The sequence below is a fragment of the Thalassospira alkalitolerans genome (genome assembly GCF_002115745.1).
Classification (GTDB): domain Bacteria; phylum Pseudomonadota; class Alphaproteobacteria; order Rhodospirillales; family Thalassospiraceae; genus Thalassospira; species Thalassospira alkalitolerans.
Genome location: NZ_JFKB01000011.1, coordinates 94,775 through 107,365 on the forward strand (window position 1 = coordinate 94,775; position 12,591 = coordinate 107,365).

Consider the following 12,591-nt stretch of genomic DNA (forward strand, 5'->3'; position numbering starts at 1 on the left):
ATACGCGCCCCCTTTTCGAAATACCGCCATAAATCACAGACTTTGCGTCTTTGGGTTTTCAGACGTCGTCAATAACCAGATCATCACAATGAATAACCGCATTGCCCCGACTATACCCCAGTGTGGTTTCGATTTCCTGCGACGATTGCCCCATGATCTGGCGGGTTTCCTCGGCCGAATAAGATGCGATCCCGCGGGCAATTTCGGTGCCGTCGGCATCCATCACCCGAACAGCATCGCCATGCTTGAAACTGCCCTCGACCTTGGCAATACCGGCTGCCAAAAGGTTCTTGCCCGACCGAAGCGCCTTGGCCGCCCCGGCATCAACAAAAATCTTGCCCCGGGCCGATAATGACGTTGCGATCCAGTGGCGACGTGCTGCCAGCGGGCTTTCGCTTGGCAGGAACAAGGTGTGCGGCCCGCCGTCAAGCTGTGCCTTCAGCGGGTGATAGATCGTACCGCGCGCAATTATCATGCGACAACCGGCCTTCATGGCGATTTCAGCCGCCAGCAATTTGGTTATCATCCCGCCCGAGCTATACATGGTGGGCGCCGCCCCCGCCATGCTCATGATTTCAGGGGTTAGTTCACGCACGGTCGGGATCAGGGTCGCATCCGGGTTCTTGCGCGGATCGGCACTATAAAGACCGTCAATATCGGACAGCAGCACCAAGGTATCGGCCGAAATCATATGCGCGACCTTGGCCCCCAAGCGATCATTATCGCCAAAGCGGATTTCCTCGGTCGCGACGGTATCGTTTTCATTGATCAGCGGCACCGCACCGCGCGCCAGCAAAGCATTTAACGTTCCGCGCGCATTCAGATAACGACGGCGGCTTTCCATGTCTTCCAGCGTCACCAGAACCTGTGCCATGATCATGCCATTACGCCCCAGGGCTTCTTGCCAGACCTGTGACAGGCTGATTTGGCCGGTGGCGGCAGCGGCCTGCTTATCGGCCAGACTGATGGTGCGGTGATCCAGGCCCAGCAACCGCCGCCCCAGCGCAATCGCACCGCTTGAGACGACAATGACCTCGACCCCGCGTTCGCGCAGCAGGGCAATATCATCGGCCAAAGCTTCTAGCCAGGCACGGCGCAGCTTGCCGGTATTTTCATCGACCAGCAGGGCCGAACCGACTTTGATAATCAGGCGTTTTGCATCCGCAAGACTCACGGTTGGTAACCCTCGTCCTCGCGGCCTTCCATCGCACGGCGTTCGCGCTCTCCGACAATATGGCGGCGCAGTTCGCGGTGAACGTCTTTGACACCTTGCTGGGTGGCCCCCGACACAATAAAGACTTTCTTGCCGATGCCTTTTTCAAGGATCTCACGCTGTTCCTCGACCATTTCGGGCAAAAGCTGATCTGCTTTGGACAGGGCGACGACCTCTGGCTTGTCGATCAGGATATCGGCATAGTTTTCAAGCTCTTCACGCACCGTGCGATATGTCCCGACCGGGTCCTCGTCAGCACAATCGATCAGATGCAACAGAACCTCGCACCGTTCAAGATGACCCAGGAACCGGGTACCAATGCCCTTGCCCTCGGATGCACCCTCGATCAGGCCGGGGATATCGGCCAGAACGAATTCGTTGTCGTCAATCTCAACCACGCCAAGCTGCGGATGCAGGGTGGTGAACGGGTAATCAGCAATTTTCGGACGTGCGCTTGAGGATGCGGCAAGGAAAGTCGACTTGCCGGCATTGGGCAAGCCGACCAGACCGGCATCGGCAATCAGCTTCAGACGCAGCCAGACCGACATTTCCTCGTTCGGCCAGCCTTCTTCAGCGCGGCGCGGGGCCTGATTGGTTGAGGATTTAAAATGGGAATTCCCCCGGCCGCCGTCGCCGCCACGACACAAAAGATGAGTCTGGCCAGCTTTCTTCATATCAACAATCAGAGTCTCGCGGTCTTCGGCCAATATCTGGGTGCCGACCGGAACCTTCATGATAATTGATTTGCCAGAATGGCCGGTGCGGTTACGCCCCATGCCATGCATGCCGATCTCGGCCTTAAAATGCTGCTGATAGCGGAAATCGATCAGGGTGTTGAGGTTTTCGACCGCCTCGACGATCACATCGCCGCCCCGCCCGCCATCACCACCATCGGGACCGCCATATTCGATGAATTTTTCGCGCCGGAAGCTTACGGCACCGGCGCCACCCCGGCCACTGCGCACATGAACTTTTGCTTCGTCGAGAAACTTCATAACCGGTCCTTTGGGCGATGCCCGTCAATCATTATGCCCGGCCGGATCGCGTTTTCGAAACAGATCGTCTCGCATCGACGGCACGGGGAATTTTCATATAACACATAAAACAAGGGAGGAATGATTGCTCATTCCTCCCTCGAAATCTTTGCTACGTATGGCGTAGCCGACGGGAGGCTTACGCCTCGGCCGGAACGACGCACACATAGGTACGACCCTTGAAGCCCGACTTGAACTGGACGCTGCCGCCCGAAGTCGCAAACAGGGTGTGGTCTTTGGCGAGACCAACATTGTCGCCCGCATGGAACTTGGTGCCACGCTGACGAACAAGAATGTTGCCTGCAACAACAGCCTGACCACCGAATTTTTTCACGCCGAGACGGCGACCTTCGGAGTCACGACCGTTACGCGAACTACCACCAGCTTTCTTATGAGCCATGAAACTCTCCTAAAACTGCATCTTGGCCGATTAGGCCTTGATGTCCGTGATGCGCAGAACAGTCAGGTTCTGGCGATGACCATTTTTACGACGGTAATTGTGCCGGCGTCTTTTTTTGAAAACGATCACCTTGTCGCCCTTGGTCTGTTCGAGAACTTCTGCGGTAACAGAGGCTCCTGCGACCAACGGAGCACCAACCTTCGGCGCACCGTCGCCAGCAACCATGAGAACTTCTTCAAGTTTCACGGTATCACCGGCCTGGGCAGCGATCTTTTCGACTTTGATAACGTCGTTGGCAGCAACTTTATACTGTTTGCCACCAGTTTTGATGATTGCATACATCTATAATAGATCCTGAAAAAAAACATTCTGGAATCGCACACGCGCGCTTCGGTGTCGCTGCTAACTGAAACCGAACCGCTGCGAGAGACGGGTGAAATACCTTTTTTGACCGCCAGAGTCAACCGCAAAGCATGTCTTTACCACCCCTCTTGCGAGGCCAATACGCATGGCTGCCGCCCGTTACCCCATCTAATACAACCTCGACCGGGCTTTCCCAGAACGACACCTCTGCCGACAACACCCCCTTGCTACCCGAAAGCTTACGCCCGGCCCGAAGACAAAAGACTTCACCCAAAATGCGTTTTCCCTCTTGCATTCTGGCTCAGGGATCGTTAAACACCGCCTCGAACGCCAAGACCACACATGCGGAGAGGTGCCGGAGTGGTCGAACGGGGCGGTCTCGAAAACCGTTGTACTAGCAATAGTACCGTGGGTTCGAATCCCACCCTCTCCGCCATACCTTCTTACAGAATTTCACGACAAAAAATCAAACTCGCGACATTTGCGCGGGCTTTTGTCGTTGCATATTCCATTGCCCCGGGGCAAAAAAGTCTACCCTCTTTTGCCCCCCGCAAAACCCGCAAACATCCTCAACGTCTCCTCACTCACATGATGCTCAATTCCCTCAGCATCAAATTCGGCAGTTGTTGGATCAACACCTAGCGCCACCAGGAAATTATAGACAATCTCGTGGCGCTTGCGGCATTTCGCGGCGAGCTCTCGACCCTCATCCGTCAGAAAAACAGACCGATACGGACGTGACGTGACAAAGCCATCGCGTTCAAGGCGTTTGATGGTGTTGTTGACCGTTGCAGCCGTCACGCCAAAGCGTTCGGCCAGTGCGACGGAGCGTGCCTCGCCCTCTTCCTCGATCAAATCAGCGATCATTTCGACGTAGTCTTCCGTCACCTCACGCGCATGCGCCTCGCGCAACCGGGCGAAAACCTCGGCCTTGTTGGGTCGCGCATGCGGTACTGAGCGATCGCCCATTCAATTCTCCTGTCAAATCCCCAGACATTCTTACCAACATAGCTTACAAAAATCAATTTAGCCTTGACTAACTTTAAAAGCCCGCACATAAACAAGGGGCATTGGCAGAGTGATTGTAATTTGCACCAAAGGATCGTCTGATATGTCGCTACCTCGCCGCGTCCGGATTTTGGGCCTTTCATTGATTGCTGCTGGCAGCATACTTGCCGTTACGATCAGCAACATCGGCACCGCCGAGGCCAAACCGATTGATGTTGTGGCGACGACATCAATGATTGCCGATGCCGCACGTCAAGTTGCAGGCGACCGGGCAAAGGTCACGGCCCTGATGGGGCCGGGTGTTGATCCGCATTCCTATCGCCAGACCAGAAGCGACATCGTCGCCATGACGCGTGCGGATCTGGTATTGCGCCATGGTCTTTATCTTGAGGCCCAGCTTGAAGACTTCTTCCTAGATCTTGAAAAACGCAAAAACGTGGTTGCCGTTGGCGAGGCCATCGACCCAAGCCTGCTTTTGAACTTTGCCGGTCACGAAGGTCGCCACGACCCGCATGTCTGGATGGACCCGCAACTTTGGGAAACCGTCGTTCTGGCCGTGCGTGATGCCCTGATTAACACCGACCCCGAAGGGGAAGCCACCTATCGCGCCAATGCTCAAACACATATTGCTGATATCAAAAAACTGATCACTTATATGAAGTCGGTAACCAAAACCGTCCCGGAACATAGCCGTGTGCTTTTGACAGCCCATGACGCGTTTAGTTATTTTGGTCGTGGCTTTGATTTCACCGTTATGGGCATTCAAGGCATTTCAACCGAGTCCGAAGCCGGTTTGCGCCGGGTCGAAGAACTGGTAAATACCATTGTCGACCGCAATATTTCGGCTGTCTTTGTCGAAAGCTCTGTCCCGGAACGCAATGTGCGCGCCCTGATTGAGGGTGCCGGAGCACGTGGGCAAAAGGTTGAAATCGGTGGCACCCTGTTTTCCGATGCCATGGGCGATCCAGGCACCTATGAAGGGACCTATATCGGTATGATCGACCATAACAGCACCTTGATCACCCGTGCACTGGGCGGCGATGCCCCGGCCACCGGCATGCAGGGCAAACTTGCCGCGGGCTCGTAACCGCCAAGCCCAAAGGAACCCAGATGAGTAACGCAGAACTGATTGCCGAAGCCGGAAAGATCGTTGATGTCGCGGGCAAGGATGCCCCGCTGACAGTGCGCGGCCTGACGGTTTCCTATGGCAATAAACCGGCGGTGTTTTCGATTGATGCCTCAATCCCGGCCGGATCGATGACCGCAATCATCGGCCCGAACGGGGCCGGGAAATCGACCTTTTTAAAAGGCACGCTTGGCGTGGTGCCACGCCTGTCGGGGGAGGTCCGTATTTTTGGCAAACCCTTTGCCGAGGCACGTGACCGGGTTGCCTATGTCCCGCAGCGCGCCAGTGTTGATTGGGATTTCCCTGCCCGCGTGATTGATGTGGTCCTGATGGGGCTTTACAAATCCGTCGGGCTGTTTCGGTTCTGGCGGTCGCGCCACCGCGAACAGGCGATGGAATGTCTGGAACGTGTCGGCATGGCCGATTTTTCTACCCGTCAGATCGGCCAGCTTTCGGGCGGGCAGCAACAGCGTGTTTTTCTGGCCCGTGCCTTGGCGCAAAATGCCGAGTTTTATTTGCTGGACGAACCGTTTGCCGGGGTGGACGCCGCAACGGAACGCGCGATTGTCGCCGTGCTGAAAGATTTGAAAGCCGAAGGTCGCACCGTGGTCTGCGTGCATCACGATTTATCGACGGTGGCCGAATATTTTGATCGGGTTTTGCTGATTAATGTGCGCCGCATTGCCGAAGGCCCGGTCGATACCACCTTTACGGCTGCCAATCTGCAGGAAACCTATGGCGGGCGTCTGGCAACCACGCATATCGATGAATTGCGTCTTGCCTGATCATCCCGACCAAACAAAACCATCGGAATACAGCAGATGAGTTTCCTTGATTACTTCATAGATGCCCTGTTTTTGCAGGCCGGATATAACAGCGCCCTGGTCGCCATTGGCGCCGGGTTGCTTGGCCTTGCCGGGGGTGGTGCCGGGGCGTTTATATTCCTGCGCAAACGCGCCTTGGTATCTGACGCCATCAGTCACGCGACCCTGCCCGGTGTTGGCATTGCCTTTATCCTTATGGTCGCCTTTGGCGGTGACGGGCGCTGGTTGCCCGGCCTGATCATTGGATCGGCGGTATCATCGGCCATCGGCCTTTTGCTGGTCGAATGGATCACCCGCCAGACCCGCCTGACCGAAGATGCCGCCATCGGGGCGGTCCTGTCGGTGTTCTTCGGGCTTGGCATTGTGTTGCTGACGATCATTCAAACCATGTCATCGGGTCGTCAGGCCGGGCTTGAAAGCTTCTTGCTGGGGTCCACCGCGGGGATGCTGATCAGCGAAGCCACCACCATTGCCTGTGCCGGGGCGCTTGCCGCGGGTTTTGTCTTTATATTACGCCGTCCGATGACCTTGGTGGCGTTTGACCCGGAATATGCCGCAACAACGGGTATCAATGTTCGTTATGTCGATCTGGCGATGATGGGGCTGGCCCTGATCGTGACCGTCATCGGACTTAAGATCGTCGGGTTGATTCTGATTGTCGCACTTTTAATCATTCCATCGGTAACCGCACGTTTCTGGACCAACCAGGTTGGTCTGATGATCGGTATTGCCGCCGTAATCGGCGGGCTTTCAGGATATGTCGGCGCGGCTCTTTCGGCGGCGGCCGCATCGCTTCCGACCGGGCCGATCATTGTTTTGGTCGCCTTTGGATTTTTCGTGATTTCGGCCCTGTTTTCCCCGTTACGCGGCGGGCTTGCATCGGCGATGCGCCATTGGCGGTTTCAACGCCGCGTCCATCGCCGACAGGGATTGCTGGCCTTGGCCCGTCGCGAACCGATCTATGACGGGCTGACGCTTCGAATTTTGCGCCATTCGGGCATGATCCGGCGCGACGGTGTTGCAACATTGCGCGGCCGCATTGCATCACAAAAGGCCGCACGTGACGAAGCGCGCTGGGCGATGGCACGGCGCATTCTTTCCGATGATTCCGCGGTTGAACGCTATGACGGACTGACCCCGATTGAAGACATGATGACGCCTGACCAGATTGACGAAATTGATCGTGTGATCCTTGACCAAAACGGAGCGCCCGCATAATGGATGATCTGATCACAGCCCTTGGGGCGGAGTTTGTTCAGCTTAGCCTGACACCGATCGTTATTGGCATTCTGGCCGCCGTTGCCTGCGCGCTTCCGGGGAACTTCCTGTTACTGCGCCGTCAGGCCCTGATTGGTGACGCCATCAGCCATGTCGTCCTGCCCGGCATTGTCGGCGCTTTTCTTGTGACCGGTGCCATTGACGCCTTTCCGATGATGATCGGTGCGGGATGTGCCGCCATTGTTGCCGTCATCCTGATTGAAATCATCAAACGGCTGGGCCGGGTTGAACCGGGAGCCGCCATGGGATTGGTCTTTACCACCCTGTTTGCGGTCGGCGTCCTGTTCCTTGAAATCACCGATACCAGTTCGGTTCATATCGATGTTCAGCATGCACTTTTGGGCAATCTTGAAAGCCTGATCTGGTTTGATGCCGATGGCTGGCAATCCTTGCTCGACCCGGCGGCACTGGCAACCCTGCCACCGCAATTGCCGCGTCTTGCACTGGTTCTTTTGGGGATTGTGCTATTCATCGCCCTGTTCTGGAAAGAACTTAAAATATCGACTTTTGATGCTGCCTTTGCCGATGCCATTGGCATCCATACCCGGCTTCTTGGTTTTGCACTTGTGGTCGCGACCGCCATTGCCGCCGTTGCCGCCTTTGACGCGGTTGGATCAATCATTGTCATTGCAATGTTTGTCTGCCCACCTGCCGCCGCACGGTTGATGACCAATCAGTTAAGCCGACAAATCAGTTGGAGCGTCGCCTTCGCGGTGATTTCAGCCATATTGGGATATGTCTTTGCCGGATATGGTCCGGGCTGGTTCGGGTCGCCCTATGCGGTCAGTGCGGCGGGTATGATTGCCACCATTTCCGGTTTGATCCTGTTGCTGACCTGCATGTTTGGCCCGCAACGCAAACGCATTGGCCAAGGTGCCGAGGCATAAAAGCCAAAGCATAAGAAAGATTTCCCATACGAACGACCATTGCCGAAGCAAAAGCCAAACCGACGGGCTCATCGCTTGACCTTCGTCGCGCAGCACGTCGCCTTGGCTAGATACGCCGGACGATTGCCGCAGCCCGGAAATCCACCGCGACTTGACCAAAAATTCAGATTGGCCTCGCACGATGGCCTGCGACCCTTCATATTATGGGCATGGGAAAATATTTCATGCGCCGTTATGTGCTGGCTTTATGTTTCTGTCTGGGCCTTTTGGCGATATCGGACGGCACAATCGCCCATGCGCAGGATTTCAGTACCCTTGCCGGAACTGAACGTGCCCTGAACCAGTTTGAAAAGGTAAAACTGCACAGCTTTGCCGATCGCGATGCCTTTCTGGCCATCATCGACCGTACCCTTGGCCTTAAGAATATCAAGGGATCAGACACGCTGTTTGCCAAACTGCCCCGATCGCCCTTTACCATTACCGGACGCCGTGGCAACAATCAGGCTGTCCCCTGCCAGATTTTCATTCCGGCCAAGATCACGCCGGGCAGTGGGACCGAGATTTTTGCCGACCTGATGCGCGGCTGGTTTGGCAACCGGCTGAACTATGCCAGCACTGCCGAAGTGACCTTTGGCTGGTTGATGCGTCACGAAGTCCGCCATTGTGACCCGACCCATTTCGGCGACAAAGGCGACAAGGAACGCGACGATGAAATCGAAGCCGACCTGTTTGCGCTAAACGCCGTCACCGATCCGCAAATGCACGATCAACTTGCCCAGGATGCCTTGGCATTTCGGATGATCACCGCCAGCCTGTTCGCCAGCAAAAGCCATATGACCGGTTTATCGCTTAAGCGGGCATTGGCGGGGGCCACCCCGGCCGCCTATCCCCCGGCAAAGGACGAGATCGCGGCATTTTTGACTGTTCGAAAACAAGTCTTTGATCACGCCAAAGCCATCAGTGTTGCGGCACGCCCCAGCAATCAGGATGTCATCCGTGCCGTGATTGAGCTTTCGCAGACGTCACAGGACAATCCGCTGGCAACCGAAATCCTTGGCGATCTTGATCAAGCCATTGCCCATTTCGCCCCTAAACTGCACAGCAAGAATCAATCCGTACAATAATCAGGATCAGGCTGTCTTGCGCCAGAATGTCATGGCAAGGCACTGATCGCGGTCAAGCCCCGTTTCCTTGCGCCACATCTGATGGATGGGTTTATAGATCGCCTGTTCAACCCCGGCCCAGCAATAAACCCGGGCTGTTCGATGCGGAATTTCAATACGGCTGATCGCATCACGGATCGGGTCCAAATCCGATGCGGCCCCGTCATCGCGGCACACCCATTTGATCGCAACCCGGCTTTTTGTCGCAAGCGCGATGATATCATCGCGTGATCCGACCTCGATCACCGCATGGCCGCAAGCATGTTCAGGCAGTTCTTCCAGATAACGACCGATTGCCGGCAAGGCCGTTTCATCACCTGTAAACAAGAACCAATCAGCATTGGGCAATTCCCCGCCCAATGGTCCGGTCATGCCAACACGGTCGCCCACAATTGCATGCCGGGCAAAGGTCGATCCCGGGCCATTATCCCCATGCATGACAAAATCAATGTCAATCCACCCGGCATCGACATCGATCCGGCGAATGGTATAAACCCGTGGGGCGACCGCATCTTCGCCCTCGGGCCAGATGGGCATGCCGTTCGCCGCCAATGTCGGCCATTTGGGCGCTGAGACGCCGCGCGGCGGAATAAGAAGACGCACATGGATACCATCACTGCCATAAGCCGCAAGGTCGGTTCCCGCCAACCGCAAACGCCGCATATGCGGCGAAAGGTCGGTCACGCCAATGACGCTGAGTTCACGAAAATTCGGAAGTTTGCCATTGCTTTGCCCTGCACCATGCCAGCGGCAATCAAGATCGGCTTCCGGTATCACGCTTTGCAAAACAGCAATCACCGCGGATTTGACCTGCACCACACCGGCCTCGGACTTGGCACCGACCTCCAGAACAAGATGCTTTCCATCAACCCGCATATAAATATGCCAGCCGGTCACGGTGATCAGCGTCCCGTCCGTGCCGCCATCTGTACCCCCAGCGACGCCCACAGTTACATCGCAATCATGTCCCGCGTAATAGGCGGCAACACCATTCATGGCATCGGCACAGGCACCAAGCAGGATGCGGGTTTTGGCAATCAGTGGATGTTTGGGATTTGATGGCATGATGCGACTTTCGATAACAGGAACCTGCGGCATTTTGCCACTCACCCTTGATAATAAAACTGAGATGCATTCTCAATAAAATTATTGTCATTGCATTCATCGGCCCATGTTGCATCATGGATTGAACCCGCCGTTGCCCCAGGATAAACGGCCGAAAACCCATGATCGACAAAGACGAAAAAACACCATGACCGATAAAATCCGCCGCCTAAAATCTTATGAATTCCCGATTGCCGTCGAATGGGCCGCCAAGGAAGGCTGGAACCCCGGACGTTCTGATGCGGATACCTTTTTTAATACCGATCCGCTTGGTTTCTGGGGCGCGTTTGACAAACAGGGTCTGGCGGCGGTGATTTCTGCTGTGCAGTACAGTTCCGATTACGGCTTTGTCGGATTTTATATCTGCCGTCCGGATCGCCGGGGCAGCGGACTTGGGCTTCGTCTTTGGCAAACAGCACTTGATGAAACCGCTGCCAAGACCATTGGTCTGGATGGCGTCACCGATCAACAGGACAACTATCGCAAATCAGGGTTCGAACTGGCGCATCGCAATATACGCTTTGGCGGGCTGGTCAATGCGCAAGCCGTCAAAGCCGATGACCTGTTTGACTTGGTGATTGATGATATTGCGGTCATCGATGCTTTCGAACAAACCTGCAACCTGTTTCCGGATAACCGAATCGAATTCCTGCGCCATTGGATTACAGCGCCGAACCACATCGCTTTGGCGCTTCGTGGTCCGATGGGGTTGCGGGGCTATGGTGTTATTCGCCCCTGCCAGACCGGCCATAAAATCGGCCCGCTTTTTGCCGCGAACCCCACAGATGCCAGCACCCTGTTTCAGGCCCTTCTGGCCCGCCGCAAAGATCAAAGCAGCCCGGTTTACATTGACATTGCAGACCCCAATGCCGCGGCACGCGCGCTTGTTGAAGAACAGGGAATGGTGCCCGAATTTGAAACAGCACGCATGTATCGCGGCAAGTTTCCCGAAGTGAACCTTGATATGACATATGCAATCACAACGTTTGAATTGGGCTGAGGGTTATCTTGCAAATGATTGAAGCTGCGACAAAAGTATGGCATCAAACGTATATAACATACTATACGATTGATATAGATATACGATCTGGGCGATTGAGATAATCCAGCCTGACAGGCTGCTTCGGACAATTTATGGCCGATTTTGCCGTTTGCTATGGAAAAACCATCTTGGTCGCCCCAATTTGAAAAGAAGAAACAGAAAAGATTGCCACCAGAACTTTGACCAACACCATGACAGGTATCAGGGGACCGCGTTTTGATGTTTGCCGCTGCAAAACACTTGCTCGTTAACCCGCAAAACAGGCTTCTTTTCCTGATCCCGAACCGGCTTTCGCCGCGCCACAATGTCATAACGCCGGAAAACGAATAAGAATTATGGATATTGCAACACTTATCGGGATCATTGCCGGTACGGGCGTTATCGTTGGCGCCATCCTTATAGGTGGTAACCTCGGCGCTTTTGTCGATGTGCCATCGGTCATGGTTGTTTTTGGCGGGACGGCTGCGGCAACCCTGATCAAATTTCCGATGCGCGATGTGGTCAAGTCGCTCAAAATCGGGGTCAGTATTGCATTCAAGAACCCAAAGGAAGACCCGCTTTCGATCTATGAAAAAGCGATCGAGCTGTCGACGATCGTGCGCAAGGATGGCTTGCTGGGTCTTGAAACAGCCGAAATCGAAAACAGCATCATGGCACGCGGCATTCGCATGTGTGTTGATGGTCATAACGGTGAAGTGATCCGAAGCTCAATATCAAGCGAGGTCGAAAAATCGATCCAGAATGATGAATTGGGTGAACTGATGTTTCGGGGGATTGGCGACACTGCGCCGGCATTCGGGATGATCGGAACACTGGTCGGTCTGGTACAGATGCTGGCCAACCTGTCTGATCCGGATGCAATTGGCCCGGCCATGGCCATTGCCATGCTGACCACGTTCTATGGGGCGGTTCTGGCCAACCTGTTTGCCCTGCCTATCGCCGACAAACTGGCGCTCAAGGTCGAACAGCTTAAAAACACCAAAGAGCTGATTGTCGAGTCTGTTGTCCAAATTCAGTCAAGTCAGAGCCCGATGGTCATGAAGGAAATCCTTGGACCATATCTTCCGGGTGGCATTCCGGTAGACGCGGAAGGCGAAGGCGGCGAATAACCTTTCCGCTTTGGGCAAAGACACAAAAGGCAACAGGCAA

At 55.1% G+C, this 12,591-nt stretch carries 13 protein-coding genes and 1 tRNA gene; 8 read left to right on the plus strand and 6 right to left on the minus strand.

Going from position 1 to position 12,591, the window contains the following annotated elements; all coding sequences use genetic code 11:
* Positions 1 to 58: 58 nt before the first annotated feature.
* The 4 genes from proB to rplU form a co-directional block, all read right to left on the minus strand.
* Positions 59 to 1,174 carry a glutamate 5-kinase gene (proB, locus tag TALK_RS15905; RefSeq protein WP_085620135.1) on the minus strand — a complete coding sequence of 372 codons (1,116 nt, stop codon included), beginning with the start codon at positions 1,172 to 1,174 and terminating at the stop codon, positions 59 to 61.
* Positions 1,171 to 2,208 carry a GTPase ObgE gene (obgE, locus tag TALK_RS15910; RefSeq protein ID WP_085620136.1) on the minus strand — a complete coding sequence of 346 codons (1,038 nt, stop codon included), beginning with the start codon at positions 2,206 to 2,208 and terminating at the stop codon, positions 1,171 to 1,173. The genes proB and obgE overlap by 4 nt, the downstream gene beginning before the upstream one ends.
* A 178-nt stretch (positions 2,209 to 2,386) precedes the next feature.
* Positions 2,387 to 2,647: a 50S ribosomal protein L27 gene (gene rpmA, locus TALK_RS15915; protein WP_085620137.1), complete on the minus strand. Its 261-nt coding sequence runs from the start codon at positions 2,645 to 2,647 to the stop codon at positions 2,387 to 2,389.
* Positions 2,648 to 2,677: 30 nt separating this feature from the next.
* The gene (rplU, locus tag TALK_RS15920) at positions 2,678 to 2,989 is read right to left on the minus strand and encodes a 50S ribosomal protein L21 (RefSeq protein ID WP_085620138.1); all 312 of its coding nucleotides are present in this window, start codon (positions 2,987 to 2,989) and stop codon (positions 2,678 to 2,680) included.
* Positions 2,990 to 3,356: 367 nt separating this feature from the next.
* Between rplU and TALK_RS15925 the strand changes: the two genes are divergently transcribed.
* Positions 3,357 to 3,446 (plus strand) — tRNA-Ser (locus tag TALK_RS15925).
* A 95-nt stretch (positions 3,447 to 3,541) separates the two neighbouring features.
* Here TALK_RS15925 and mntR read toward each other — a convergent pair.
* Positions 3,542 to 3,979 (minus strand): manganese-binding transcriptional regulator MntR, encoded by a 438-nt coding sequence (gene mntR, locus TALK_RS15930; RefSeq protein ID WP_085620139.1) that lies wholly within the window; start codon positions 3,977 to 3,979, stop codon positions 3,542 to 3,544.
* Positions 3,980 to 4,121: 142 nt separating this feature from the next.
* Here mntR and TALK_RS15935 point away from each other — a divergent pair, with 142 nt between their 5' ends.
* The 5 genes from TALK_RS15935 to TALK_RS15955 all read left to right on the plus strand — a co-directional run bounded on the left by TALK_RS15935 (position 4,122) and on the right by TALK_RS15955 (position 9,257).
* Positions 4,122 to 5,105 (plus strand): metal ABC transporter solute-binding protein, Zn/Mn family, encoded by a 984-nt coding sequence (locus TALK_RS15935; RefSeq protein ID WP_085620140.1) that lies wholly within the window; start codon positions 4,122 to 4,124, stop codon positions 5,103 to 5,105.
* Positions 5,106 to 5,128: 23 nt separating this feature from the next.
* Positions 5,129 to 5,929, plus strand: coding sequence for a metal ABC transporter ATP-binding protein (locus TALK_RS15940; protein ID WP_085620141.1), 801 nt, complete (start codon positions 5,129 to 5,131; stop codon positions 5,927 to 5,929).
* 36 nt (positions 5,930 to 5,965) lie between these two features.
* A complete protein-coding gene (locus TALK_RS15945) occupies positions 5,966 to 7,186 on the plus strand; it encodes a metal ABC transporter permease (RefSeq protein WP_085620142.1) in 1,221 nt (406 codons plus the stop codon).
* Positions 7,186 to 8,133 carry a metal ABC transporter permease gene (locus TALK_RS15950; protein WP_085620143.1) on the plus strand — a complete coding sequence of 316 codons (948 nt, stop codon included), beginning with the start codon at positions 7,186 to 7,188 and terminating at the stop codon, positions 8,131 to 8,133. Before TALK_RS15945 ends, TALK_RS15950 begins: the two co-directional genes overlap by 1 nt.
* Positions 8,134 to 8,357: 224 nt before the next feature.
* Complete coding sequence (locus TALK_RS15955; RefSeq protein WP_085620144.1) at positions 8,358 to 9,257, plus strand: hypothetical protein; 900 nt, start codon at positions 8,358 to 8,360, stop codon at positions 9,255 to 9,257.
* Between the two features lie 6 nt (positions 9,258 to 9,263).
* Here the strand turns inward: TALK_RS15955 and TALK_RS15960 are convergent, their stop codons facing one another.
* Positions 9,264 to 10,394, minus strand: a complete 1,131-nt coding sequence (locus tag TALK_RS15960; protein ID WP_245829962.1) for a siderophore-interacting protein — start codon at positions 10,392 to 10,394, stop codon at positions 9,264 to 9,266.
* Positions 10,395 to 10,548: 154 nt separating this feature from the next.
* Between TALK_RS15960 and TALK_RS15965 the strand changes: the two genes are divergently transcribed.
* Together TALK_RS15965 and TALK_RS15970 are read left to right on the plus strand one after the other, a co-directional pair.
* The gene (locus TALK_RS15965) at positions 10,549 to 11,400 is read left to right on the plus strand and encodes a GNAT family N-acetyltransferase (protein ID WP_085620145.1); all 852 of its coding nucleotides are present in this window, start codon (positions 10,549 to 10,551) and stop codon (positions 11,398 to 11,400) included.
* Positions 11,401 to 11,777: 377 nt separating this feature from the next.
* Entirely contained in the window at positions 11,778 to 12,551 is a 774-nt protein-coding gene (locus TALK_RS15970) for a motility protein A (RefSeq protein WP_085620146.1), read from the plus strand.
* The last annotated feature ends 40 nt before the right edge of the window (positions 12,552 to 12,591 follow it).